Origin of the sequence: Streptomyces sp. 351MFTsu5.1, assembly GCF_000383655.1 — a bacterium.
GTDB classification, from domain to species: domain Bacteria; phylum Actinomycetota; class Actinomycetes; order Streptomycetales; family Streptomycetaceae; genus Streptomyces; species Streptomyces griseorubiginosus.
Genome location: NZ_KB911782.1, coordinates 34,125 through 59,532 on the forward strand (window position 1 = coordinate 34,125; position 25,408 = coordinate 59,532).

Annotated in this window: 23 protein-coding genes; 12 read left to right on the plus strand and 11 right to left on the minus strand. The window is 72.3% G+C overall.

The window, feature by feature from the left end; all coding sequences use genetic code 11:
* Positions 1 to 3: 3 nt before the first annotated feature.
* A complete protein-coding gene (locus tag H295_RS0119135) occupies positions 4 to 438 on the minus strand; it encodes a hypothetical protein (protein WP_020136950.1) in 435 nt (144 codons plus the stop codon).
* Positions 439 to 758: 320 nt separating this feature from the next.
* On the opposite strand from H295_RS0119135, the gene H295_RS0119140 reads away from it, so the two are divergent.
* Entirely contained in the window at positions 759 to 2,159 is a 1,401-nt protein-coding gene (locus H295_RS0119140) for an MFS transporter (protein ID WP_020136951.1), read from the plus strand.
* Positions 2,160 to 2,212: 53 nt separating this feature from the next.
* On the opposite strand, the gene H295_RS0119145 is transcribed toward H295_RS0119140, so the two are convergent.
* From H295_RS0119145 to lnt, 4 genes are all read right to left on the minus strand, one after another.
* Positions 2,213 to 4,168: a helix-turn-helix domain-containing protein gene (locus H295_RS0119145; protein WP_028809519.1), complete on the minus strand. Its 1,956-nt coding sequence runs from the start codon at positions 4,166 to 4,168 to the stop codon at positions 2,213 to 2,215.
* 66 nt (positions 4,169 to 4,234) lie between these two features.
* Positions 4,235 to 5,041, minus strand: a complete 807-nt coding sequence (locus tag H295_RS0119150; RefSeq protein ID WP_020136953.1) for a 3-hydroxybutyrate dehydrogenase — start codon at positions 5,039 to 5,041, stop codon at positions 4,235 to 4,237.
* Between the two features lie 54 nt (positions 5,042 to 5,095).
* Entirely contained in the window at positions 5,096 to 5,575 is a 480-nt protein-coding gene (locus tag H295_RS0119155; protein ID WP_020136954.1) for an NUDIX hydrolase, read from the minus strand.
* 138 nt (positions 5,576 to 5,713) lie between these two features.
* Complete coding sequence (gene lnt, locus H295_RS0119160) at positions 5,714 to 7,327, minus strand: apolipoprotein N-acyltransferase (protein ID WP_020136955.1); 1,614 nt, start codon at positions 7,325 to 7,327, stop codon at positions 5,714 to 5,716.
* A 228-nt stretch (positions 7,328 to 7,555) separates the two neighbouring features.
* Between lnt and H295_RS0119165 the strand changes: the two genes are divergently transcribed.
* Positions 7,556 to 8,584 carry an O-antigen ligase family protein gene (locus H295_RS0119165; protein WP_078616697.1) on the plus strand — a complete coding sequence of 343 codons (1,029 nt, stop codon included), beginning with the start codon at positions 7,556 to 7,558 and terminating at the stop codon, positions 8,582 to 8,584.
* Between the two features lie 15 nt (positions 8,585 to 8,599).
* Here the strand turns inward: H295_RS0119165 and H295_RS0119170 are convergent, their stop codons facing one another.
* Both H295_RS0119170 and H295_RS0119175 read right to left on the minus strand, forming a co-directional pair.
* A complete protein-coding gene (locus tag H295_RS0119170) occupies positions 8,600 to 9,148 on the minus strand; it encodes a hypothetical protein (protein ID WP_020136957.1) in 549 nt (182 codons plus the stop codon).
* A gap of 89 nt (positions 9,149 to 9,237) precedes the next feature.
* Positions 9,238 to 10,026, minus strand: coding sequence for a glutamate racemase (locus tag H295_RS0119175; protein WP_020136958.1), 789 nt, complete (start codon positions 10,024 to 10,026; stop codon positions 9,238 to 9,240).
* Between the two features lie 39 nt (positions 10,027 to 10,065).
* Here H295_RS0119175 and H295_RS0119180 point away from each other — a divergent pair, with 39 nt between their 5' ends.
* Positions 10,066 to 11,262, plus strand: coding sequence for a glycosyltransferase (locus H295_RS0119180; protein WP_020136959.1), 1,197 nt, complete (start codon positions 10,066 to 10,068; stop codon positions 11,260 to 11,262).
* Positions 11,263 to 11,275: 13 nt separating this feature from the next.
* On the opposite strand, the gene H295_RS0119185 is transcribed toward H295_RS0119180, so the two are convergent.
* Complete coding sequence (locus H295_RS0119185; RefSeq protein WP_020136960.1) at positions 11,276 to 12,529, minus strand: TerD family protein; 1,254 nt, start codon at positions 12,527 to 12,529, stop codon at positions 11,276 to 11,278.
* A gap of 294 nt (positions 12,530 to 12,823) precedes the next feature.
* Here H295_RS0119185 and H295_RS0119190 point away from each other — a divergent pair, with 294 nt between their 5' ends.
* From H295_RS0119190 to H295_RS0119205, 4 genes are all read left to right on the plus strand, one after another.
* The gene (locus H295_RS0119190) at positions 12,824 to 13,267 is read left to right on the plus strand and encodes a DUF6643 family protein (protein WP_020136961.1); all 444 of its coding nucleotides are present in this window, start codon (positions 12,824 to 12,826) and stop codon (positions 13,265 to 13,267) included.
* 42 nt (positions 13,268 to 13,309) lie between these two features.
* Positions 13,310 to 14,146, plus strand: coding sequence for an MOSC domain-containing protein (locus H295_RS0119195; protein ID WP_028809521.1), 837 nt, complete (start codon positions 13,310 to 13,312; stop codon positions 14,144 to 14,146).
* 245 nt (positions 14,147 to 14,391) lie between these two features.
* Complete coding sequence (locus H295_RS0119200; RefSeq protein ID WP_028809522.1) at positions 14,392 to 14,997, plus strand: hypothetical protein; 606 nt, start codon at positions 14,392 to 14,394, stop codon at positions 14,995 to 14,997.
* A gap of 111 nt (positions 14,998 to 15,108) precedes the next feature.
* Entirely contained in the window at positions 15,109 to 17,544 is a 2,436-nt protein-coding gene (locus H295_RS0119205) for a right-handed parallel beta-helix repeat-containing protein (protein ID WP_020136964.1), read from the plus strand.
* Here H295_RS0119205 and H295_RS0119210 read toward each other — a convergent pair.
* Positions 17,514 to 19,787 (minus strand): hypothetical protein, encoded by a 2,274-nt coding sequence (locus tag H295_RS0119210; protein ID WP_234021650.1) that lies wholly within the window; start codon positions 19,785 to 19,787, stop codon positions 17,514 to 17,516. The genes H295_RS0119205 and H295_RS0119210 overlap by 31 nt on opposite strands.
* A 402-nt stretch (positions 19,788 to 20,189) precedes the next feature.
* Here H295_RS0119210 and H295_RS0119215 point away from each other — a divergent pair, with 402 nt between their 5' ends.
* Positions 20,190 to 21,029, plus strand: a complete 840-nt coding sequence (locus H295_RS0119215) for a DeoR/GlpR family DNA-binding transcription regulator (RefSeq protein WP_020136966.1) — start codon at positions 20,190 to 20,192, stop codon at positions 21,027 to 21,029.
* A gap of 51 nt (positions 21,030 to 21,080) precedes the next feature.
* Positions 21,081 to 21,551 (plus strand): SRPBCC family protein, encoded by a 471-nt coding sequence (locus H295_RS0119220; protein ID WP_020136967.1) that lies wholly within the window; start codon positions 21,081 to 21,083, stop codon positions 21,549 to 21,551.
* Positions 21,552 to 21,614: 63 nt separating this feature from the next.
* Here H295_RS0119220 and H295_RS0119225 read toward each other — a convergent pair whose 3' ends face one another.
* Positions 21,615 to 22,739, minus strand: a complete 1,125-nt coding sequence (locus tag H295_RS0119225) for a PLP-dependent cysteine synthase family protein (protein WP_020136968.1) — start codon at positions 22,737 to 22,739, stop codon at positions 21,615 to 21,617.
* Positions 22,740 to 23,085: 346 nt separating this feature from the next.
* Here H295_RS0119225 and H295_RS0119230 point away from each other — a divergent pair, with 346 nt between their 5' ends.
* Together H295_RS0119230 and H295_RS0119235 are read left to right on the plus strand one after the other, a co-directional pair.
* Positions 23,086 to 23,409 carry a hypothetical protein gene (locus H295_RS0119230; RefSeq protein WP_020136969.1) on the plus strand — a complete coding sequence of 108 codons (324 nt, stop codon included), beginning with the start codon at positions 23,086 to 23,088 and terminating at the stop codon, positions 23,407 to 23,409.
* A gap of 214 nt (positions 23,410 to 23,623) precedes the next feature.
* Positions 23,624 to 24,169 (plus strand): ATP-binding protein, encoded by a 546-nt coding sequence (locus H295_RS0119235; protein WP_078616698.1) that lies wholly within the window; start codon positions 23,624 to 23,626, stop codon positions 24,167 to 24,169.
* 183 nt (positions 24,170 to 24,352) lie between these two features.
* Here H295_RS0119235 and H295_RS0119240 read toward each other — a convergent pair whose 3' ends face one another.
* Positions 24,353 to 24,646 carry an SHOCT domain-containing protein gene (locus H295_RS0119240; RefSeq protein ID WP_020136971.1) on the minus strand — a complete coding sequence of 98 codons (294 nt, stop codon included), beginning with the start codon at positions 24,644 to 24,646 and terminating at the stop codon, positions 24,353 to 24,355.
* 166 nt (positions 24,647 to 24,812) lie between these two features.
* Here H295_RS0119240 and H295_RS0119245 point away from each other — a divergent pair, with 166 nt between their 5' ends.
* Positions 24,813 to 25,394, plus strand: a complete 582-nt coding sequence (locus H295_RS0119245) for a TetR/AcrR family transcriptional regulator (RefSeq protein WP_234021639.1) — start codon at positions 24,813 to 24,815, stop codon at positions 25,392 to 25,394.
* The last annotated feature ends 14 nt before the right edge of the window (positions 25,395 to 25,408 follow it).

Consider the following 25,408-nt stretch of genomic DNA (forward strand, 5'->3'; position numbering starts at 1 on the left):
GGGTCAGAACTTGTAGCAGGTGTTGTCGGCGCGGCCGTACCCGAAGGAGGCGTTGTTGTTGTACGTGTTCTTCAGCTGGTACGCCGTCCCGAACTCGGGCAGAGAGTCACAGGCGCCCTGGAGGTTGCTGTTGAAGTAGATCACCAGGTTGTACGGGGCCATGTTGACCGCGGAGGCGGCGTTGTTCTTGACGGCCTGGCCCTTTCCGGCGCCGTCACCGAGGAACGTGTAGCCGTTCAGGCTGTAATGGTCGAAGCCGCGGAACACGGTGCGGGAACCGGCAAAGCCGGTGTTGTAGTGGAACCGCATGCAGTAGGTCTGGGAATCAGGACAGGTGAGTCCCGCGTCGGCATTCGACTGCGGGGCCACTCCGAGCACCAGACCCGCGGTGGCGGTAGCGGTCACACCGAGGGACGCGAACGTCCGGCTCAAACGCATGGCATATCTCCCGTGTTGGTCATACACGATTGGAGCGGCGCCATATTTCTCGCCGCGTGAGCCGGATGATCGTAACAACCCCTGATTCGTTGGGGAATTGGGAATTGCTGCTGTGGCACATGCTGACCGAGGGACATCAGAGACTATGTCCGACATCACCCCTGCACGCAGAGCCGTCATGGGCACTTCGACCGGCATGGTGACCCCGCGGATAGCCAAAGCCCGAACTATGTTGCCCCGCCACATGTGCCCTTGACTTGCGCATTCCTACGGTGTCCGGACACCTACCCGTCCCCACCGCACACGAGGAAGTGGCGCACATGGCCTCCGCAGCATCCGCTCCCCCGACGCCGAACAACCTGAAGCGCATCGTCGCCGCCAGCCTCATCGGCACCACCATCGAGTGGTACGACTTCTTCCTCTACGGCTCCGCGGCCGCCCTCGTCTTCAACAAGCTCTTCTTCCCGGACTCCGATCCGCTCGTCGGCACGCTGCTCTCCTTCCTGACGTACGCCGTCGGATTCGCCGCCCGCCCGCTCGGCGCGCTGGTGTTCGGGCACTACGGCGACCGGCTGGGCCGCAAGAAGCTGCTGGTGCTGAGCCTGCTCCTGATGGGTGGAGCGACCTTCGCGATCGGCCTGCTGCCCACACACGCGACCGTCGGCACCGCCGCCCCCGTACTGCTGACCGTGCTCCGCCTGGTCCAGGGCTTCGCGCTGGGCGGCGAGTGGGGCGGCGCCGTACTCCTGGTGTCCGAGCACGGCGACGCGCGCCGGCGTGGCTTCTGGGCCTCCTGGCCACAGACCGGGGCACCGGCCGGGCAACTCCTCGCTACGGGTGTGCTGTCGCTGCTGACCGCCGTCCTGCCGGACGCCGCGTTCGGCAGCTGGGGCTGGCGTATCCCCTTCCTGCTCTCCGGAGTCCTGGTGGTCGTCGGGCTGTGGATCCGGCTCTCCGTCGACGAATCGCCCGTGTTCAAGGAGGCGTTGGCGCAGGCGGAGGCCCGCAAGGCGGCGCGGGACGGTGCGGCCGAGAAGCTGCCGATCGTCTCCGTGCTGCGGCACCACTGGCGCGATGTGCTGGTCGCGATGGGCGCGCGCATGGCGGAGAACATCAGCTACTACGTCATCACCGCGTTCATCCTCGTCTACGCCACCACCTCGGCCGGTGTCTCGAAGCAGACCGCCCTGAACTCGGTGCTCATCGCCTCCGCCGTGCACTTCGCGGTGATCCCCGCCTGGGGAGCCCTGTCCGACCGTGTCGGCCGACGCCCGGTGTACCTGCTCGGCGCGGTCGGCGTGGGCGCGTGGATGTTCCCCTTCTTCTCGCTCGTCGACACCGGCGGCTTCGGCAACCTGGTCCTCGCGGTGACCGTCGGGCTCGTCCTGCACGGAGCCATGTACGCACCCCAGGCCGCCTTCTTCTCCGAGATGTTCGCGACCCGCATGCGGTACTCCGGCGCCTCCATCGGCGCGCAGTTCGCCTCCGTAGCGGCCGGCGCCCCCGCCCCGCTCATCGCCACCGCTCTCCTCGCCGACTACGGCACCTCCACCCCGATCGCCCTCTACGTCATCGCCGCGGCCGTCCTGACCGTCGTGGCCGTCGGCGTCGCCCAGGAGACCCGCCACCGGGACCTGGCCGACGTCGAACCGGCCACCGTCCCGGCCGCCGAGACCGGGCCCGCGGCCCACTCCCCCGCCGCAGACGCCAGGACCGTCTGAGCCCTCCCGCTGTCCCGAACCGGACCGGCCCCCGTACGCCACGCGCGCGGGGGTCAGTTCCGTACGGACGCCGACAAGCGGTGCAGGCGCAGGGCGAGTTGGATCTCCAGAGCGCGGGCGGGGCTCTGCCAGTCCTCACCGAGCAGCCGGCCCACGCGCTCCAGACGCTGGGCGACGGTGTTCACGTGGACGTGCAGGTCGTCCTTCGTGCGGGCCGGGCTCATCCCGCTGGCGAAGTAGGCGTCCATGGTGCGCAGGAGGTCGGTGCCCCGTCGCTCGTCGTACGCGACGACCCGGCCGATGGTCCGCTCGACGAAGCCCGCGATGTCCCGGTCGCCGGCCAGGAGCAGCCCGAGGAAGCCGAAGTCCTCGGCCGCCGCCCCGTCCCCCGAGCGGCCGAGGAGCCGCAGGGCGTCGAGGCAGCGGCGGCCCTCCTCGTAGGCGGCGGCCACGGCGTCCGGGTGGACGGCGAGGTCGCGCACCGGCGCGGAGGCGCCCACGGTGACCGCCTCGTGGACGGCGGTGCCGAGGTGCCCGGCGGTGCGGCGGGCCAGTTCGGTGGCGGTGTCCTTGTCGGTCAGGGGCAGCAGCAGGACGGTCCCGCCGTCGCGGGCGGCAGCCAGGCCGTGCCGGGTCGCGGCGAGGTGGGAGGCCGCGGACCACAGGCGCCTGCGGGCGGCCGCCTCCTGGTCGGCGTCGGCCGCGGGAGCGTCGAGCCGCGCCGCCAGCACGACATGGGTGGCGTCGAGGTCGGCCCCCAGACGCGCGGCCCGTTCCCGCAGCAGCCGCGGATCGCGGTCCCGGGCGTCGAGCAGGTCGTCCAGCAGCTCGCCGCGCACCCGCTGTTCGGCCTCCGCGGCGGACCGTCTGGCGAGCAGCAGCAAGGAGGTGACCATCGCGGCGCGCTCCAGGGTGCGCTGGTCCACCGGATCGAGCCCGGGGTGGCCGCGCAGCACGAGCGCGCCGAGGAGTTCGCCGCCGGCGGCGACAGCGGCGATCCAGTCGTCCCGGTGCCGTACGGCATGGCCTTCGGCCCGGGAGGTCTCCAGTGGCTCGGCGGGTGCGAGCTCGGTGAACTCCACCGTGCCGTCGAGGATCTCGGAGACGGCCGCCGCCACGTCGTGCACCCCGCCGCCGCGCAGGACCAGTTCGGCGAGCCGGTCGTGGACGTCGGAGGCGCGCTCGATGACCCCGCTGCGGTCGCGGATGATCTCGTTGGCCCGCTCCAGCTCGGTGAGGGCCGAGCGGGTCTCGGTGAGGAGGTTCGCGGTGTCGATGGCGGCCGCGGCGAGGGCGGCGAAGGAGCCGAGCAGGGCGATCTGCTCCCGCTCGAAGACCCGGGCCCTGCGGTCCGCCGCGAACAGCACCCCGATGACGCGGTGCCCCAGGGTCAGCGGCACCCCGAGGATCGCGACCAGGCCCTCGTCCCGTACGCCCGAGTCGATGGCCAGGGTGTGCCGGAAGCGCTCGTCCTTGAAGTAGTCGTCGGTGACGTAGGGGCGGGCCGTCTGGGCGACGAGTCCGCCGAGGCCCTCGCCCATCCCGAGCCGCAGCTGCTGGAAGCGGGCGGCGACCGAGCCCTCGGTGACCCTCATGTAGGTGTCGCCGCGCGCCGGGTCGTGCAGGCTCAGGTACGCCACGTCCGTGCCGAGCAGGGACCGCGCGCGTTGCACGATGGCCCGCAGCACCGCGTCCAGGTCCCGGAGCCCTGCCAGGTCGTGGGCGGTCTCGAACAGGGCGGACAGTTCGGCCTCGCGCCGGCGCCTGCCCTCCAGTTCGGAGCGCACGCACAGGGCGACCGTCCTGGCCGCCTCGAGCGCGGCGATCCACTCGGCGGGCCTGCCCTCGGCGCGGGCGATCAGCACCGGCTGCTCGTAGGCGTCGGCGGACGCGCCTCTGGCCAACAGGGCGAGGAAGGGTGCCTCGGCACTGGCGGCGTACTGCTCGGCGGAGTGCGTGTGAGCGCCGGGCTGCGGGTGCCCGCCGAGCCGGGTGTGATCGCTGGACATGCCCACAGGATTGCTCATCGCACGCTCACCCCGTCAGGCCTGTGGAAAACTCCGGTCCGGTGCCGGTCAGTGCGCGGTCCAGCCGCCGTCCAGGACGAGCGAGGTGCCGGTGACGAAGGACGCGTGCGGGCCGCACAGGTACGCCACGGCCTCGGCGACCTCCTCGGGTTCGATGAGCCGCTTGAGCGCGCTGTCCTGGAGCAGCACCTCGGACACCACGCGCTCCTCGGGGATGCCGTGCGCCCGGGCCTGGTCGGCGATCTGTCGTTCGACCAGTGGGGTGCGCACATAGGCGGGGTTCACACAGTTCGAGGTCACCCCGTGGGGGGCACCTTCGAGGGCGGCGGTCTTGGAGAGACCCTCCAGGCCGTGTTTGGCGGCCACGTAGGCGGCTTTGTAGGCCGAGGCACGCAGACCGTGCACCGAGGACACGTTGACGATCCGCCCCCAGCCCTGCCCGTACATGTGCGGCAGCGCGCCGCGGATCAGGCGGAACGGCGCCTCCAGCATCACGGTGAGGACCGTGTGGAACACCTCGGGCGGGAAATCCTCGAGGGGACGGACCAGTTGGATGCCGGCGTTGTTGACCAGGACGTCGGTGCCCGCGGCCGCGTGCTCGGCGGCGTCCAGGTCGGTGAGGTCGAGGACATGCGGCTCGACCGTCCCGCCCAGTCCCACGGCCTGCTCGGCGAGCGCCTCCAGACCGGCGGCGTCGCGGTCGACCGCTCTCACCTTGGCCCCGGCGGCCGCGAGCCGCAGCGCGCAGGCGCGGCCGATGCCGCCGGCGGCGCCGGTGACGAGGGCGGTGCGGCCGCCGAGATCGAGCGCGGCGGCGTGGGGGGCGGGTACCGGGAGGGCACTGCTGGCGGTCATGGTCCGACCCTAGGCAGGATCCCCTCGCCACCACATGTGGTCACACCCCACAATTCACTCGGAACTCGTGGTTTCGAACCATGTGGGGGCGTCCATCGACGCCTGCTTGATCCGCTGCATCCCGAACGCGTTGAGGTCGGGCAGGGCGTCCAGCGGGAACCATCCCACCTCGAGCGACTCGTCGTCGTTGACCCGCGCCTCACCGCCGACGGCGCGACAGCGGAACGAGATGTCCATGTACTGGCAGATGTCACCGTTGACGTACGTCACGGGATTGAGGGCCTGGACCAGGACGACCCGTTCGACGACACAGAGGACGCCCGTCTCCTCCTCGACCTCCCGCACGGCACAGTCCGCGGGCTGCTCCCCCGGCTCCGGGATACCGCCGAGCATCGACCACTTGCCGGTGTCCGAGCGGCGGTTGAGCAGCACTCTGCCCTCGTCGTCGAAGACGATGGCGCTCACGCCGGGGAGCCAGAGCAGGTCGTGACCGATGGACTTCCGGAGGGTGCGGATGAAATCTGGGGTAGCCATGGGCCGACCCTAACCGCCGCCGGTGACAGGTCGGTGATCTCCCGGACGGGGACCGGCGGGCGCCCGGTCACCCGCCGCGCCCACCACACCTACCGCACCTACCGCACCCGCGGACAGCGCCTGCCGCGGTCGTACGCCCTACACGTCCCCGGTGCGACGACCCCGCAGCCCCGCGCTGACCGCCCAGCCGAGTCCGCCGGCGGCGACCAGGACCAGGAGCATCTCGGGCAGGGTGCCCATCAGGGTGGCCGGGGTCTCCGACGACCTCAGCGGCACCTTCTGCACCAGCGAGGCGGGGACGAACATGCCCGTCCTCTGGGTGATCCTTCCGTCCGGCATGATGATCGCGCTGACGCCGCTGGTCACCGGCACCGTGACGGTCCTGCTGTGCTCCACCGCGCGGACCCGGGACATCGCGAGCTGCTGGTAGGTCATCTCGCTGCGGTCGAAGGTCGCGTTGTTGCTGGGCACGGAGATCAGCTGGGCGCCGTCGGTGACCTCGGAGCGCACGGCCCAGTCGAAGGCGGCCTCGTAGCAGGTGACCAGGCCGACCTTGGCGTTGGCCATCTGGAACACGCCCGGCTTGGTGCCGCGGCTGAAGTCCTGGCGGACCATGGAGGTCCAGTTCTTGTTGATCGCCCCGACGAGCGAGCGCAGCGGGAGGTACTCGCCGAACGGCTGGATCTGCCGCTTGTCGTAGGTGTCGGTGGGGCCCTTGACCGGGTCCCAGAGGATCTGCTCGTTGTAGAGCTTGCCGCCCCGCTCGACGACTCCGCCGACAGAGATCGGCGCGTCGATGGCCTGGGCGGCCTTCTCGATGGTCGCCGCCGCGTCCGCGTCGGTGTAGGGGTCGACGTCGGAGGAGTTCTCCGGCCAGAGCACGATGTCCGGCTTCGCGACCTTGCCGGCCTTCACCTCGGCGGCCAGCCGTTCCGTCTCGCGCGCGTGGTAGTCGAGCACGGCCCTGCGCTGGGCGTTGAACTCGAGGCCCGCGCGCGGCACGTTGCCCTGGATGGCCGCGACGGTCACGGTGCCGTCCTCGGCCTTGTCGCTCACCAGGCCCCGCGCGGCGAGTGCCCCGGCCACCGGTACGACCACGCTCAGCAGGGCCACGGCGGCAGCCGGACGCCGTAGGGCCCCGGTCCCCCGCCGCTCCACGACCAGCCGGACGACGTCGTACAGGCCGAAGCCGCACAGCACGACGGCGAAGCCCAGCACGGGTGTGCCGCCCACCGCGGCGAGCGGCAGGAAAACGCCGTCGGCCTGTCCGAACGCGATCTTGCCCCAGGGAAAGCCGTGGAACGGCACACGCGCGCGTGCCGCCTCGCCGGCGATCCACACGGCGGCCGCCCACACCGGGGCGCCGGGCAGTTTGGAGACCGCGGCCACGCCGACACCGACCAGCGCGACGAAGATCGCCTCGATCGCGACCAGCGCCAGCCAGGGGCCCGGGCCGACCTCGACGCCGGTCCACACCAGCAGTGGCAGCAGGAAGCCCAGTCCGAAGAGGTAACCGAGACCGAAGGCCGCCTTCCAGCCACGGCCGCGCAGCACCCAGCCGAAGACGGCGAAGGCGGGCAGGGCCAGCCACCACAGGGTGCGGGGCGGGAAACTGACGTAGAGCAGCACTCCGGAGAGCGCCGCGGCGGCGGCCGGGAGGAGACGGCGGAGCCGGGCGGCCCAGCGGGAGGCGGGCGCGGACGGCGGTTCCAGCTGGTCCGACTCGTCCACGGAGGTTGCGGTGACGGTCACTCCGGGAGTGTACGGCGGTCGACCTTGGCATCGACAGCGCGGTCCGCCTGGTGATCGCGGCGGCGCCGGACCGCTCGAACCGTGCCGCTGCCGGGCAACCCGGCGCAACTCGTCCACAAATCGACCATCAGCCGTTACGGTGTGCCTCAGTCCTCGTCGCGCGGTGTCCGGGCGGCGGGCCACAGGTCGGGGGACCGGGGTTCGGGGGGCGGGGTGGGTTCCACAGGGATGACGTCTGTGGCCGGTGCTGCGGAGGACGGCGACAGACGCAACGCTTCCGACGGGGTGGGCGTGCTGGTCCTCGGGGCTTGTGCCGCCTGGTCGCTGATCACCGCGGCCGTGCACGACGGCCGTCCGGAGGGTGTACTGCTCGCGCTGCTGGCCGTGTCCGCGGGCTATGCCGCGGGCCGGATCTCGGGGGCGCTGCTGCCGGTCGCCGCCCCCTGTGCCGCCGCGGCGACCGCGTTCGGCCTCGCGGTGGGGCTCCCCCATCTCGCACCGGGCCCCGAGATCGTCGCGCCGCTCGGTCACGCGGGCGCCACGGCCGCCCTGCTGACCCTGGCCGCCGGCGCGGCGTGCTGTGCCGCCTGGACCACCGGATCGCCCGGCCTGAGGCTCCTTCTGCGGCTGCTGGCCGTCGGCATCGCGGTGACCTCGGCGGTTCTGGGTTCGGTGGCCGGGCTGGTGACCTGTCTGGCCGTGGTGTTGTGCTCGCTCGCGGCGAGCAGGATGGACCACCGGGGTCCTGGCCTCGTCGGTCTCGTCCTGGCCGCGGTCTCGGTGACCGGACTGACCTGGGCGGTCGCCGGGAGCGCGGTGCCGGACGGGCTCACCGAGTCGCTGCGCGGGCAGCTCACCCCGCAACGGATCGACCTGTGGCACGACGCCCTGCGCATGGCCCGGGAGAACACGGCCCTCGGTGTGGGACCCGGGCGCTTCGGGGAGCTGAGCGGCACGGCGGCCCACTCGCTGCTGCCCGACGGGAAACCGCATTCGGCGCCGCTCCAGATGGCCGCCGAGCAGGGCGTGGTCGGGGTGGTGCTGCTGGCGGCGGCCTTCTGCTGGCTGCTGTACGCGCTGTGGCGCTCGCGGCGCTCGACCCCGATCGTCCTGACGGCGGGCGCGGCCCTGACGGCGCTGGCGGGGATCGCCGCGGTCGGCAACGCGCTCAGTTTCACCATGGTGTCGGTGGGTGCGGGCCTCCTGGCGGGCCTGGCGACGGCCCACCCGCTGGCCGAGGAGCCGACTGCGCGATGACGGAGGGGTCCGCCCTCAGCGTCGCGGGGCCGCGCTCCCGGGCCGCAGCCGGTCCCGGATGATGCGCACGGCGGCCTCGGCGTCGTCCACGGTGACGGTGAACGTGTGGCCGTCCCACAGCTGGAGCACCACGCCCTCGCCACGCCGTACGACGACCGCGGTGCCCTTGTCGGGCCGCCAGCGGTAGCCCCAGCCGCCCCACTGGCGCGGGGTGACGTGCGGGACGAACTCGGCGCCGGTGACATGCGCCAGCGGGATCCGGCGGCGCGGCACGCCGATGTGGCCGCAGCGCACCTCCAGCGAGTCCGTGTCGACCCTGAGGGCGACATGGACGAAGGCGAGCGTCAGGAAGAGGACGAGGAGCCCGGCCGCGATGCAGCCGACCACGGACATGACCAGAGGGGCGACACCGGAGGTCCACGCCGAGTCGACGGCGAGCTCGACGCCGAGCGCCACGATCGCCGCGCCGCCGAGCGCGAGCAGCCACTGGATCCGGTTGGACGCGCGACCGGTCCAGACGTCGGCGTGGTGCGAGGTCTGCTCGCCGTGGGGGTGGTCCCTCATGCCTACGAGATTACTCAGGTTTCGCCCCGCGGGTAGTTCGTCGCGGAGAGTGACCACTCCGACTGTGGCTTTCCGGCCGTTCGGTGCGCTCAGCGGGCGGGCGTGGCCGTACGCAGCAGCCGGCCTTCCTCGTAGGCCAGGGCGGGCGCGGGCAGCACGGTGCCCTCCCGGCCGCTCAGCAGCACGGTGAGGGTGCCGGTGGGCGCCGCCTCGGGCGCCGGCTGCTCGCCGAGCCGGCGCAGCGCCTGGGCGGCGACCGCCCCGGCGGAGCCGTGCAGGACGAGCGGCGGGCGGCCGGGACGCTGTACGGCGGCCCGGATGCGCTCGGCGACGAGTTCGTAGTGGGTGCAGCCCAGGACGACGGTCGTCACGTCCTCGGGGGTGAGGGCGGCGGCCGCGGCGACGGCGGCGTCGATCGCCGCCTCGTCGGCGTGTTCCACCGCCTCGGCGAGGCCGTGGCAGGGCACCTCGGTGGCGGGCACGCCGTCGGCGAAGTCAGCGATCAGGCCGCGCTGGTAGGGGCTGCCGGTGGTGGCGGGCGTCGCCCAGATGGCGAAGGGGCCGCCGCCGGCCGCGGCGGGCTTGATCGCCGGGACGGTGCCGATGACCGGCAGATCCGGTTCGAGGCGGGCGCGCAGGGCGGTCAGGGCGTGCACGGTGGCGGTGTTGCAGCCGATGATCAGGGCGTCGGGACCGTGTGCGGCGGCCGCTTCGGCGAGGCCCAGCGCGCGCCCGACGATGTCCTCGGGGGTCCGCGGTCCCCAGGGCATGCCGTCGGGGTCGAGGGAGAGCACGAGATCGGCGTTGGGGCGCAGTCGCCGTACCGCGGCGGTGGCCGCGAGCAGACCGATTCCGGAGTCCAAGAGCGCGATCTTCACCCGGCCACGATAGACGATGAGCCCTTGGCGGCCTCTGCCGTGGGGCAGACTGCGCGCGTGAGCGCCATCGTGTGGACCGCCGCCCTATCCCTCGCCGCATGGCTGTGGCTGCTGCTCTTCCAGGGCTGCTTCTGGCGCACGGACGTACGGCTGCCGCCGGAGCGGGACCCGGCGCACTGGCCGTCGGTGGGCGTGGTGGTCCCGGCCCGCGACGAGGCGGAGGTGCTGCCCGCGAGCCTTCCGTCCCTCCTCGCGCAGGACTATCCGGGGCACGTGGACGTCTTCCTGGTCGACGACGGCAGCTCGGACGGCACCGGGGACCTGGCCCGGGAACTGGCGCGCCGCGCGGGCGGGCTGCCGCTGACCGTGTCGTCTCCTGGTGAGCCGCCCGCCGGGTGGACCGGCAAGCTGTGGGCCGTTCGCCATGGCATCGCCTTGGCACGCGCGCGTGGCCCCGAGTACCTGCTGCTGACGGACGCCGACATCGCGCACGAGCCGGACAGCCTGCGCCGGCTGGTCGCCGCCGCGCACGCCGGGGGCTTCGACGTGGTCTCGCAGATGGCCAGACTGCGGGTGGAGAGTCTGTGGGAGCGGCTGGTGGTGCCGGCGTTCGTCTACTTCTTCGCGCAGCTGTATCCGTTCCGGCGGATCGGCAGGAGGGGCGCGCGGACGGCGGCCGCGGCGGGCGGCTGTGTCCTGCTGCGTGCCGAGACCGCCGAGCGGGCGCGGATCCCGGACGCCATCCGGCACGCCGTCATCGACGACGTGGCTCTCGCGAGGGCGGTCAAGGGCGGCGGCGGACACATCTGGCTGGGTCTGGCCGAGCGGGTGGACAGCGTGCGCCCCTACCCCCGTCTGCACGACCTGTGGCGGATGGTGTCGCGCAGCGCCTACGCCCAGCTCCGCCACCACCCCCTGGTCCTGCTGGGCACGGTCCTCGGACTGGCGTTGGTCTACCTGGTCCCGCCGCTCGCCGTCGTCGTCGGTCTCGCGACCGGCGGCGCCGCGACCGTGCTGCTCGGCGGACTCGCCTGGCTGGTCATGACCGGGACGTACGTCCCGATGCTCCGCTACTACCGGCAGCCGCTCTGGCTCGCGCCCCTCCTGCCGTTCACGGCGTTTCTCTACCTCCTCATGACGGTCGACTCGGCGGTGCAGCACTACCGGGGGCGCGGCGCGGCCTGGAAGGGCCGTACCTACGCCCGCCCGGACGCCGTGGTCGGTGAGGAGAGGTAAGGGGGTCAGGGCCTCATTTGCGGCCCGGTGTCCAGTTCATGCCCCAGCCGTAGGCCTGGTCCACGGTGCGCTGCGGGCTCACTCCCCGGTCCGGCACCAGGTAGCGGGCCTCGCGCTGGACGACGAGGTCCTGACCGGTGTTGGTGATCAGGGCCAGCGCGCAGACCGTCGAGGGCACCGTGCACTCGTCGAGGGAGAAGTCGATCGGGGCGCCGTGCTGCGGCTGGAGCGTCACGGTGGCGTGCAGGTCGGCGAAGGAGCGCGCGCCCTCGTAGATGGTGACGAACACGAGAATGCGCCGGAAGTCCTTCTGGTGGTCGAGATTCACGGTGAGGTTCTCGCCACTCGCCGTCGCCCCGGTGCGGTCGTCTCCGTCGAGATGGATGTACGGCGGCTGGTGCAGGGCTCCATAGGCGTTGCCCAGCGCCTGTACGACTCCTTTGCGGCCGTCGGCGAGTTCGTACAGGGCGCACAGGTCCAGGTCGAGGTCGGCGTGCATGGCCACCGCGCGGCCGCGCTTGCTGCCCCAGCCGGAGAACTGTTTGTGCACCTGCCAGTTGAGGTTCACCCGCATCGCGCCCGAGGTGCCGCCCTGTTTGGTGAGGGAGACCGAGGGGGCCGCCTTGGTGAGCGTGACCTTGGAGAGGCGGACCGGCGGTGCGGCGGGCGGGGGCGGCGGGGTGGCCGGTGCGGGTGGGCTCGTCGGGGCCGCGGTGTGGCGGCGCTCGTCCACGGGCGCGGTGCGCTGGGGCTCGTCCACGGTGATCCCGAAGTCCGTTGCGAGTCCTTCCAGTCCGCTGTCGTAGCCCTGACCCACGGCTCGGAACTTCCAGGCTCCCTGCCGACGGTAGAACTCCCCCAGCACGAAAGCGGTTTCGACGGTGGCGTCCGCACTGTCGAACCGTGCGGCGACGGTGCCCTGCACGGCGTCGCGGACCTCGATGTACAGCTCCGGGACCCGTGCGAAGGTCCCGCCGTCCGCGGAGGCGGCGAGCACCACGGTCTCGACCGAGGGCTCCACGCGCGCGAGGTCGACGAGCAGGGTGTCCGTGACCCGGCCGCCGTCGGTCCGCTTGCCCTCGTGACGGACCGCGCCCGAAGCGTGCTCGGGCTGGTTGTAGAAGACGAAGTCGGCGTCGGAACGGACCTTTCCGCCGACCAGGAGCAGGGCCGAGGCATCCGCGTCGGGGACCCCCGGTCCGGAACGCCAGCCCAATTCGACGCGCAGTGCCGTCGTGGGCACCGGAACGTTCGAGCCTTTCGACATTGACATGTTCGCCCCCTCAGGTGTCGGCAGGCCAGGACGCCCCGGCGGCCGCCGGTGTTCTACCCGCCCAACCTATTCCGCCATGACAGCGAGCGCCTGTCCCGCGCACAGCAAGATCGCCGGTCAACCATCGGTAACCCCCTCGGAACTCGGCCTTTACACGACCTCGACCCGGATTGGCGTCCTATTTTGCCGAGTTCGCTCGCATTGGGGATCCAGGGTCACTGCCGACACGGAAAACAACCCTCTTATCGGTCTCCCCAACCAGCACATCGTGGGCTTAACTTATGTGCCATGACCTCCCCCCGCTCCACTTATGGCGGCGGCTACTACTCCGCCTCCTTCCCGGACACTCCGATCTACGACTCGCTCGTGGCCGAGCGGGGCACCCCGCAGATCGCCCCGATCCGGGTCCCTGCCGCGTACGACGTCCCGGTCAGCCACCTGCCGGCGCTGCCGTCCGCCCTGCCCGCCCTGCCCGCGGGCCCCTCCCAGTCCGCCTACGGCTATCCGCAGGCGCAGCAGCCCTCGCCGCTCCAGCAGGCGCCCGCCGCGTACATCCCGCAGCAGGCCGCCGCGCCGCGCGGTTATCCGGGGCCGCAGCAGCAGCCCCGCCCGGCCGCGCCCGGCATGGGCATGAGCACGGGCTACGAGGCGATGCGCCCCGCGGCCCCGCGCCCCGCCCAGGCGGCTCCCTACCAGGATCCGTACAACAACCAGCAGTACCGCGGGTACTGATCCCCCTCCCGGGCTGACGCTGCCACCTGGCACGATGGCTCCATGGGGAATGCTGAGCTGCTGTCGATCCACGTCCATCCGGTCAAGGCGTTCCGGGGTCCTGCGCCCCTAGAGGCCGAGGTGGAGCCCTGGGGGCTGGCCGGAGACCGGCGGTGGGCGTTGGTCGACGACGGGGGAAGGGTCGTCACACAGCGACAGCAGCCACGCCTCGCACTGGCCGCCGCCGAGCTGCTGCCCGGCGGCGGCATCGTGCTGTCGGCGCCCGGCAGCGAGCCGTTGACCGTGTCCGTGCCCGATCCGTGCACGACCATCACGCTGGACCTCCTCGGAGAGAAGGTCGAGGGAGTGCCCGCCGACGCGGCCGCGCACACCTGGTGCAGCGAGTACCTGGGCGTCCCGGCGCGCCTCGTGCACCTGGACGACCCGGCCACCCGCCGCGCCGTCGACCCCGAGTACGCACTGCCGGGTGAGACGGTTTCGTTCGCCGACGGGTATCCGCTGCTGCTCACCTCCACGGCCTCCCTCGACGCCCTCAACTCCCTGATCGCCGAGGGCCGGCACGCCGCCGAGGGTCCGCTGCCCATGAACCGGTTCCGGCCGAACGTCGTCGTGGGCGGCACCGACGCCTGGGCCGAGGACGACTGGTCGAGGATCGCGATCGGCGACGTCGCCTTCCGGGTGGCCAAGATGTGCGGCCGGTGCGTGGTGACCACGACCGACCAGTCCAGCGCGGTGCGCGGCAAGGAGCCTCTGCACACGCTCGGCCGCCACCGGCGCTTCGGCAGCAAGCTGGTCTTCGGCCAGAACCTCGTGCCCGAGTCCCGCGGCACGATCCGGGTCGGCGACCCCGTCAGGATCCTCGACCGTAAGTCCGGGTGACCTGCCGGGGCGGTCGCAGCGGTCGCCCCGGCCACGGCGATGGGGGGCGGTCGCGGACAAGGTTGCGTCAAAGATCCACCTGGGTGCGATCGCCGGGAACCCGGCTCGGGGGCCCGCGCGTTGGAGCTTTCATGAGGAGTTCATGAAAGGACCCGGCCGCAGGTGATTTGGCTCTCTCTTCGGCCGGTGCCACGCGTGAACCCCTCTGCCGGGGGTTATCACGGAGCGGGAAGGGGGTGCGGACGGTGCGAGCGATCGGCGGACTCTGGCGGTGGCGGCACAACCCGCTGCGCCGCAGGACCGACCTGGCCGAGGCCTGGCTGTGTCTCGTGGCCCTGCTGCTGATCCTGGTCGTCGCCCCGGTGGCCGGCGCGTTCGTCGGCGGGGTGGCTCAGGGTGCGCTCCAGCGGGCGGTGCGGGAGCAGAGTGAGTCCCGGCAGCTGGTGACGGCGACGGTGATCCGCAAGCTGGACCGCTCCCCGCTCGACGCCGACCCGGAGACGGCCTCGGGGCGCGATCTGAGAAGCCAGGTGCTGGCCGACTGGACCGCGCCGGACGGCACGACCCACCAGGGCTCCGTCCTGGCCGCCCTCCAGACCCCGCACCGCGGCGACCACTTCGACATCTGGACGGATCAAGACGGGCAGATAGCGGCCCGCCCGCTGGACGCTGCGACCGCCACCACCCATGCCGTGCTCGCCGGCATCGGCGCGGCCCTTCTGGTGGCGGGGCTGATCGAGGGCGGGCGGCGGCTGGCCGTGTGGCGCATGGTCCGTCGCCGGTACGCCGACTGGGACCGGGCCTGGGACAGCGCGGGCCCGGACTGGGGCCGGACCGGCACCGGCAGTTGACGGCCTTACGGCTCTGGTCAACCCACCACCCGCGCGCACGCTACGGTGGACCGGCCGAACCTCTTCGGCAGCACAAACCCGCGTACTACGAGGTGGGGGCACAGCAACGCCATGGCACAGGGCACGGTCCAGGTGACGCACACCGGTACATCGCGGTGGCGGCGCCGCACGGGTGAGTACGCGTCGCTCGCCGCCGCCCTGGAGGCCGCGGCCGAGGGCGACGTCCTCACCGTCGCACCCGGCACCTACCGGGAGAACCTCGTGCTCCAGCGGGCGGTGACCCTGCGCGGCCCGGAGGGCTTGCCGGGGTCCGTGCGCATCGCGCCCGTGGACGGCGTGCCGTTGACCGTGTGTGCCTCGGCGGTGGTCCAGGACCTGCACGTGGAGGGCCAGGACGCGGCCGCACCGGCGGTGCTCGTCGAGGAGGGCACCCCGGAGCTCTCCGACATCAGGGTCGTCACCCGCTCCGCGGCCGGCATAGAGGTGCGCGGCGGGGCCCGGCCGACCGTGCGGCGCTGCACCGTCGACAACCCGGCGGGCATCGGCATCGCCGTGCTCGAGGGCGCGGGCGGGGTCTTCGAGGAGTGCGAGATCGTGGCGGCCGGCCAGTCCGGTGTCTCGGTGCGCGGCGGCGCCCACCCCCGTCTGGAGCGCTGCCGGGTGCACCACACCTCGGGCGCCGGCCTGGCGGCCACCGGTGAGAACTCCGCGCTGGAGGCCGTGGGTTGTGAGGTCTACGAGGTCCGCGGCAGCGGGGTCCAGATCACCGGTCGGGCCACCGCCCACCTCACCGACTGCGATGTGCACCGCACGACCGCCGACGGGGTCACCCTCGACACCGACGCGGTGCTGACCCTGGCCGACTGCCGTATCCACGACATCCCGGAGAACGCGGTCGACCTGCGCTCCCGCTCGGTCCTGACCCTGACCCGCACCACGGTCCGCCAGTTCGGGCGCAACGGCCTGTCGGTGTGGGACCCGGGCACCCGCGTGGACGCCAACCAGTGCGAGATCTTCGACAGCACCGGCGACTACCCGGCCGTCTGGGTCAGCGACGGCGCCACCGCGGTCCTGGACTCCTGCCGGGTGCACGACGTGCCGGACGCGCTGTTCGTCCTGGACCGCGGCTCGCGCGCGGACGTCGTCGACAGCGACATCTCCCAGGTCCGCAACACGGCCGTGTCCGTGAGCGACGGCGCCACCGCCCAGCTCGACGACTGCCGGATCCGGGACGCGGCCACCGGCGCCTGGTTCCGTGACCACGGCAGCGGCGGCACCCTCAACAACTGCACCGTGGACGGCACCCAGACCGGCGTGATCGTCACCAAGGGCGCCGACCCGACGATCGAGCGCTGTACGGTCGACTCCCCCGCGGAGGCCGGCTTCTACGTGTCGGCGGGCGGTCGCGGCAGCTTCCTCAACTGCCGGGTGACCGGCAGCGGCGGCTACGGCTTCCACGTGATAGACGGCAGCCGCTCGACCCTGCGCAAGTGCCGTACGGAGCGATGCGCGCGCGGGGGCTACGAGTTCGCCGACGCCCCCGACGCGGCGGCCGGTTCGGGGCCCGTCGTCGAGGACTGCACCAGCGACGAGAGCGGCGGCCTCACCGCGCCCACGGCACGGGAGACCGCCGTACTGACCGAGTCCCGCTCCCCCGGGCTGCTCGGCGCGGTTCCCGAGCAGCGGATCACCGAGCAGGAGCCGTTGGTCACTCCCGCGGAACCGGAGAAGCCCGCGCGCACTTCCAAGGCCGTCCTCGGTGAACTCGACGCGCTGGTGGGCCTGGACAGTGTCAAGCGTGAGGTGCGGGCGCTCACCGACATGATCGAGGTGGGCCGGCGCCGGCAGCAGGCGGGCCTCAAGGCGGCCTCCGTCAAGCGCCACCTGGTCTTCACCGGCTCTCCCGGCACCGGCAAGACGACGGTCGCCCGGCTCTACGGCGAGATCCTCGCGTCCCTCGGGGTCCTGGAGAAGGGCCATCTGGTCGAGGTGTCCCGTGTCGACCTGGTGGGCGAGCACATCGGCTCCACGGCGATCCGCACCCAGGAGGCCTTCGACCGGGCCCGCGGCGGAGTCCTGTTCATCGACGAGGCGTACGCGCTGTCGCCGGAGGACTCGGGCCGGGACTTCGGCAAGGAGGCCATCGACACGCTGGTGAAGCTGATGGAGGACCACCGCGACGCGGTCGTGGTGATCGTCGCTGGCTACACCGCCGAGATGGAGCGGTTCCTGTCGGTCAACCCGGGTGTGGCGTCCCGGTTCTCACGGACCATCACCTTCAGCGACTACGACCCGGACGAACTGCTCAGCATCGTGGAGCAGCAGGCCGAGGAGCACGAGTACCGGCTGGCGCCGGGCGCCCCCGAGGCCCTGCTGAAGTACTTCACGGTCATGCCCAAGGGGCCCGCGTTCGGCAACGGCCGTACCGCGCGGCAGACGTTCGAGGCGATGGTCGAGCGGCACGCGAGCCGGGTCGCGCAGGTGGCCGACCCGACCACGGACGATCTGACGCTGCTCTACGCCGAGGATCTGCCCGACTCGTCCTGAGCCCTCGGGCTCGGCTCGTCCTGAGCCAGCGCGCCCGGCTCGTCCTGAAGCCGCGGGCCCGGCAGGTCCGGCTGGAGCCGGCTCAGCAGTTTCGCCCGTTCCTCGGCGAACGCGGGGTCGGCCTGGTAGTCGGAGTGGCCGAGGATGGGCGCGGGCAGCGGGTGCAGATCGGTGCGGCCGTAGACCAGGGGGTCCTTGAGGGGTTCGCGGTCCACCTCGGGGCCGCAGTCGCCGGGCAGCCGGACCGGGCCGCCGATGGGGTCGGTGAGCCGGTGGAGGTTGCGCCAGCAGTCCACGTCGTGGTGCAGGGCGGTGAGGGCGGCCGGGCCGAAGTGGGCCGGGAACCAGCGGCCGTAGAGGCGCTCGAGCGGGGAGCCGTAGGTCAGCAGGGCGACCCGCGCCCGGACCGACGGCTCCAGCTGCCAGGCCGCGGCGGCCGCGAGGACGCTGCCCTGGGAATGTCCCGAGATGACCAGTCGGCCGCGGGTGGTCCGGGTCCAGGTCGCGATGCGCCAGGTCAGGTCGGGCACCGCACGCTCGGCGTAGCAGGGCGGGGCGAAGGGGTGGGCGGCACGCGGCCAGAAGGTGCCGACGTCCCAGAGGATGCCGATGGTGCGGCGGGCGGAGGGGTCCTTGTAGGCGCGTCGGCCCCAGGTGACGAACAGCAGGAAGCCGAGGCCGATCAGCCAGGATCCGAGTGCCTGCGCGGTCTCGGCGGCGCTCTCGACGATGGCGTACGCCCCCTCGGCGGCCTTGGCCGGGGTTCTGCGGGTGGTCAGGGCGCCCACGAGCGCTCCGGCGCCGAGGAGCAGGGTGCTCGCGGCCGTCACACCGAGCAGGCGCGGCCCGCGGTCCGTCAGGGCCGCCATCGCGCGGGTCCTGGCGATGCGGCGGGTGCGGGCCGCGTCCTTCGGCTCGTCCGGGTACTCGCTCTCCACGGTGGCCAGTCGGTCCCGGCTCGAGCGCCAGGTCCGCCGGGCCAGCCAGGCCAGGTGTCCGAGGAGCACGAGCAGGACCAGCGGGATCACGGACGCCTGCCAGGTCAGCAGGACCGGTGGGCCGGGGATGGTGGCGCCGGTGCCGTCCAGCCAGTCCGCGACGCGCTGCGAGACGCCTCCGGACATGACGCCGCCCAGGGCGCAGGCCAGCATCGCGACGGCGGGTCCGGCCAGGCCCCGCATCGCGGCGCGCGGGTCGGGGTGCGTGCGGTACAGCAGATGGGCGACGACGGCCAGGGCGATGACGAGGAGACCCTGGACGAAGGTGATGCCGCCGAAGGTGGCGTCCCCGGCCAGCCGCCCCTGGGACCGCCATCCCGGCCGCTCCCAGCCGGCGTACACCGCGGCGAGGCCGAGCAGGACGAGGGCGGTGAGGGGCAGGCGTCGTACCAGCTGTTCGTCGAGCTGCCGGTCGAGGTGCCTCTCGCTGCGACCGCGGCGGCACACCACCCACACGACCGCCGCGCCGCCGGCGACGAGGCTCAGCTGAAGGAGCCGGCCGAGGGTGTCCAGCGGTGCGGGGCCGCCCGGCGCGCGGTCGAAGCGGGCGGCCGTCGAGCTGACCGCGGCGGCGATCGTCAGGAGTCCGGCCGCGGTGTGCGCGGCACGCAGGCGGGCGACCAGGCGGCGGCCGTACCAGAAGCCGGGCCGGCCGAGCGCGGTGCGGCCGTCGTCCTCCTCGCCCTCGCCCTCGTGGGACAGGGGTTGCTGGGACTCGTAGGCGCTCCAGGTGCGGTGGGACAGGTACCAGAGGAGGCCGGTGAGGGTGGCCGGGACGAGGGCGGCGAGGGCGAGGCGGCGGCCTGGCCGGCTCCACCAGCCGTCGTCGGACACCTCGGGAGACAGGAAACCGAGCCAGGAGTGGGACTCGGCGCAGGCCCGGGTGCCCGCGCACTGCCAGGCGGCGAGGTCGAGGGCGACCTCGCAGGCGGCGGCGACCAGCAGCACGGTCAGGGTCAGGCCGGCGAGTCGCACCAGCAGGCCGTAGAACCGCACGGTCCTTCTGCGGTGCCGCGCGGTGGGGCGCATCCAGTGGGCGAGGTTGACGACCATGAACGGCAGCAACAGCAGCCACAGGGCGCGGGTGCCGTTGCCGGAGGTGAGGTTGCACCAGACGTACGCCTCGGGGACCGGGCCGGTGCGGCCGGATCCCGGTCTGCTCTCGGCGTCGACGTCGTCGGCGCGCCGGAACACGGCCGCGACGTCGTCCCCGGTGATCCGCACCGTGCGCGGGTCGTCGAGCATCTTGTCCGGCGTGGTACCGCCCACCCCGTGGACCAGGAGCTCCAGAGCGGTGCCGGAGTCCTCGGGCCGGACGGCCGAGCCGTCGGTGCCCTTGATCGGGACACGTTCCACTGTTCGCACTTCCCCCGTGACGCGCCGTCGGCATCTGTCCGTGCGGGCACAAGGATCGCCGCCGGGCGCGTTTCGCACACCCCTCGTCACGGAATCTCCCCGATCGGGGTGACAGCGCGGCCCTGCGTGTACATCCGGTGACCTGCGCGCGAGGGGGCGGTCGGTGGCGCTGTCGCCGGGGGGCCGTGCGAGTATGGGACGTCCGCGCACCGGGGGACGGGCAGAATGTCCTTGTCGGAGTGGGTGCGCAGGGCGTGTCGGACGGCCTCAGGCGAAAGGACCGGAGCGTACGTGAGTGAGAATCAGAACCTCCTCGCGGAGCAGCGGCGCTCCCTGATCCTGGACGAGGTCCGGCGCCGCGGCGGGGTACGCGTCAACGAGCTGACGCGGAAGCTCGGCGTGTCGGACATGACGGTGCGGCGCGATCTCGACGCTCTGGCCCGCCAGGGTGTGCTGGAGAAGGTGCACGGCGGCGCGGTTCCGGTGGTCGAGGCGAGCACGCACGAGCCGGGGTTCGAGGCGAAGTCGGGTCTGGAGCTGACCGCGAAGGAGGACATCGCGCGGTCCGCGGCGGAGCTGGTCGCGCCGGGTACGGCCATCGCGCTGTCGGGCGGTACGACGACGTACGCGCTGGCCCACCATCTGCTCGACGTGCCGGATCTGACCGTCGTCACCAACTCGGTGCGGGTGGCCGACGTGTTCCACGCGGCGCAGCGGACCACGGGTCCCCGGCAGGGTGCGGCGACCGTGGTGCTGACCGGTGGCGTGCGCACGCCGTCGGACTCGCTGGTGGGGCCGGTGGCCGACCAGGCGATCGGGGCGCTCCACTTCGACGTGCTCTTCCTCGGGGTGCACGGCATATCGGTCGAGGCCGGTCTGTCGACGCCGAACCTCGCGGAGGCCGAGACCAACCGCCGGCTGGTGCAGTCGGCGCGGCGGGTCGTGGTCGTGGCCGACCACACCAAGTGGGGCACCGTGGGCCTGAGTTCGTTCGCCTCGCTGGAGCAGGTCGACACGCTGGTGACGGACGCGGGGCTGCCGCGTGCGGCGCGTGCGGAGATCTCCGAGCATCTGCGTCGGCTGGTGGTGGCCGGGGATTCCGGTGAGTCCGTTGCGGCTGAAGACAGTTGACTGAGCGTCAGCTAGGGTGACTCCTCCTGATCGCCACGGGAGGGTGCGTCCATGGCTCACCAACTGCGCGAGGTGGGGCTCGACTTCATCGAGACCGCGCCGGTACGCATGGTGTTCGTGCAGGAGATGTCGGCGCCGCCCGAGGCGGTCTACCGGGCCCTGGCCGACGACGTCCCCGGGTGGGAGGAGTGGTTCGCCGCGGTGACCCTCGCCCGCTCCACGGGGGACGGCTCGACCCGTGAGATCCACCTCAAGGGCGGCGGACGCTTCCAGGAGACGGTCATCGCGGCGAAGGGTCCCGAGGTGTACGCCTACCGAGTCGACGTCGCCAACGCGCCGGGCGCCCGTGCCATCGCCGAGGAATGGCGTCTGACCCCGTCGGGGGCGGGCACCCAGGTGCGCTGGACGTTCGCCGCCGACGGCACGAGGGCGTTCCGGGTGGTCGCCAAGCTCGGGCGCGCCGGACTCGGGCGGGCCTTCCGGGACGCGGTCAGGACGCTGGACCGGCGGCTCGCGCGCTAGCGGGGCGGCTGCGCACTAGCGGGGCGATCGGCGCTCGCGCACTGGTGGCACTGCCGGGGTGGTTCAGTCGGGCCAGACGCCCGTCTTCAGCAGGGTGGTGATCGCCGTGCTGTACGGCTCGATGTCCAGGCCCTGTTCGGTCAGCCAGGTGTCCGAGTAGTACTTGTCGAGATAGCGGTCGCCGGGGTCGCAGAGCAGGGTCACGACACTTCCCCGCCGCCCCTCGGCCACCATCTCGGCGATGATCTTCAGGGCGCTCCACAGCCCGGTACCGGTCGAGCCGCCCGCCTTGCGCCCGATGACCTGTTCCAGAGCCCGTACGGCGGCGACGCCGGCCGCGTCGGGGACCTTCATCATGCGGTCGATCGCGCCGGGCACGAAGCTCGGCTCCATGCGGGGCCGGCCGATGCCCTCGATCCGCGAACCGCAGTCGCAGGTGACGTCCGGATCGCCGGTGGTCCAGCCCTCGAAGAAGCAGGAGTTCTCCGGATCGGCCACACAGATGCGGGTGTCGTGCTGCATGTAGTGGACGTACCGGGCCAGGGTCGCCGAGGTGCCGCCGGTGCCGGCCGTGGCGACGATCCAGGCCGGCTCCGGAAAACGCTCCAACTCCAGTTGGCGGAAGATGGATTCGGCGATGTTGTTGTTGCCGCGCCAGTCCGTGGCCCGTTCCGCGTAGGTGAACTGGTCCATGTAGTGGCCGCCCGTCTCCACCGCGAGGCGGGCGGACTCCTCGTACATCGTGCGCGAGTCGTCCACGAAGTGGCACCGCCCGCCGTGGAACTCGATGAGGCGGATCTTCTCGGCGCTCGTCGTGCGGGGCATGACCGCGATGAAGGGCACGCCGATCAGCTTCGCGAAGTACGCCTCGGAGACGGCCGTCGAACCGCTGGACGCCTCGATCACCGGGCGGCCGGGCCGGATCCAGCCATTGCAGAGGCCGTAGAGGAAGAGCGAGCGGGCGAGGCGGTGTTTCAGGCTGCCCGTCGGGTGCGTCGACTCGTCCTTGAGGTACAGGTCGATACCCCAACTGTCGGGCAGCGGGAAGCGCAGCAGGTGGGTGTCGGCCGAGCGGTTGGCGTCGGCCTGGACCTTGCGGACGGCTTCTTTCAGCCAGCCGCGGTAGGCGGGGTCACTGCGGTCGACATCGAGTGTGTCGCCGGTCCGGGTCTGCTGAGGGGTGCTCACGACAGGGCTCCTTACGCTGCGCGCCGACGGCGGATCGCGCGGCCGACTCTTCGATCATAGACACCTTCCTCACGCTTCTCACCTGCATAAACGCACCTTTGAGAGCCCCAAAGGCACCCCTGGGGTCGTCACCCGTGCGACCCCGGGGGCGCATTCGGGGAGTGCTCCCTGCGCGCCCGTCCCGGGCCTCACGCGCACTGGTGCTCGGCGTCCATGGCGGGCAGACTGCACCGCGCGGGACGAGGTCCCGAACGGGGGCGCACACTGGATCACGACAGGAGCCGGCTCTCGGTCCACGCGGGAGCACGGGCCGGCACACCGAAGCGCGCAAGAGGGGCGGGACGGCATGGCGGAGCCGGAGTTCACGGCTACGGGCGTCCGGATCGGCAAGAGGTTGCGCTCACTCACCCGGGCCGGTCAGGTCCGGATCAGCGACGGCCGACTGGAGCTGCTCACCAGTTACGGCAGCGAGATCGACAGCGCGCCGGTACAGGCGGTGCGGGCCTCGAAGCCGTGGTTCGCGCCCGACGACCGGGCCCTCGCGGACCTCAACGGGAACCGGTACCTGCTCACTCTGGGCGAGCACGATCCGCCTCCGGGTGAGCCGGGGCCGCCCGCGGCCCGCCGTTTCATCGAGGCCGTGCGCAGGGCGGCCGGGCGCCGCGGCTGAGCCGTCGCACGGTGCGGGAGGGCACGGTCGGCCGCGAGTTGCGGTACCGCGCCTCCTGCGTCACGCTGATCTCACATCACTCTCGGTTTACCGGCGATTACGCTGCGAACCAGCCCGCCGGGCACGACGGCAGGCGGCCGTTTCCACTCAGGCATCCTGCTGGATCGATCCGAACTCCGTGTTCTTCCGGACCTCACGTCGGGGAGTCGCAGCCGTGATCAGTCATCCGAGCAGGCACTGCGCGGTGGAGCTTCAGGCTCTGCCGTCGCGGATCGGCCAGGTCCGCAGAATCCTTTCCGCGCAATTGCGCTACTGGCATCTGGATCCCCTCATAGACCGGGCCGCACTCGGTGTGACGGAGCTGTTGACCAACGTCCACCTGCATGCCCAGCCCGACAAGACGTGCACCGTGGAGATCGAGCTGCTGCTCGACCGGCTCACGGTCTCGGTGCACGACCACGACCCGCGTCTGCCGGTCGTGGCCGACCTCGGGGACGCCGAGACGCTCGCCACGTGCGGGCGCGGGCTCGCGATGGTCGCCGCGGTCAGCGAGAGCTGGGGTGTCCGTCCGGAGGGCGAATCGGGGAAGGTCGTGTGGTTCACGCTGCCCACACCCTCCGCCGCTCGGCCACGGCCCGCCGCGGCCACGCGTCCGCCACGGCGGAAGGTCGCCGTACCGGAGAAGGCCGCGCTCCTGTTCGCCGAGGTCGAGGTCCGCAGGCCCGAACACGCTCCCGCCCGGTCCGCCGTTGCCGGCTGACCGGGCGGTGAGAACGCCTTTCCGTCGACGGTCTGCGCCGACACGGGGTTGAGCGGCTGCGCCGACGCGGCGACGGCGCGGGGGGCGAGCACCGGCGTCCGGTGGCTCAAGTCGGCGCCCGAGCGGCGGTGGCATTGCTGCCGCACACGCTGACGGCGTCACGCCCTCTACCGCTGGGCGGCGTCACACCCCGCGGCCCTTGCTTGCCCTGCCGCCGAACTGCTCGTCCAGGACGGACAGCCGGCGCCAGTACTCGTCCTCGTCGATCTCGCCGGAGGCGAAGCGGCGGCCGAGCAGGGCGAGCGGCGAGTCGTCGGAGGGGCCCGAGTCGGCCATGGCGCGCCACGGTCCGCGGTGGCCACGCCAGGCGGTGCGGCGCAGCACGGTGACGGCGCCGACCACGACGGCCGCCCAGATCAGCGGGAAGAAGAGGATCCACGGCCCGGGGCCGCCGTCCCAGTTCGCGAGTGTCTGCATGTCGGTTCATCTCCCTGGAGTTCCTGACCATCTCGTTCGGTGCTGCTTCGAGAGTGGCTCCGGGGAGGGGGTCGGGTCGTCGTACGGCAAGCGGCTGTGGGTGTACCTCGTAGGGAGTACGCGAACACGCTCGATTTCTGTAACTACTAGTATGTACAGTGAGTCCATGAGTACCCCCGACCGACTGATCGAGTCCACGCGCGAGCTGCTGTGGGAGCGCGGCTATGTGGGCACCAGCCCCAAGGCCATCCTGGAGCGGGCGGGCGCCGGACAGGGCAGCATGTACCACCACTTCAAGGGCAAGCCCGACCTCGCGCTGGCCGCGATCCGGCGTACGGCCGAGGAGCTTCTGGCCGCCGCCGAGGGAGTGCTCGCCGGACCGGGCACACCGTACGAGCGCATCGAGGCATACCTGCGGCGCGAGCGTGACGTACTGCGCGGCTGCCCGATCGGCCGGCTCACGATGGACCCGGACGTGATCGCCAGCGACGACCTGCGCGCGCCCGTCGACGAGACGCTCGACCGGATCCGTGAACGCATTGCCGCGATCGTCGAAGAGGGCAAGGAGCAGGGGCAGTTCGCGGCCTCGCTGGACGGTGAGGAGATCGCGGCGACCGTCCTCGCCACCGTCCAGGGCGGCTATGTGCTCGCCCGCGCCTCCGGCTCGCCCGCCGTGTTCGACACGGGCGTGCGGGGACTGCTCTCGCTTCTGGCTCCCCCGAGCGGCGTCGCTCCCCAAGCGTCGTAACTCCCCACGCGCCG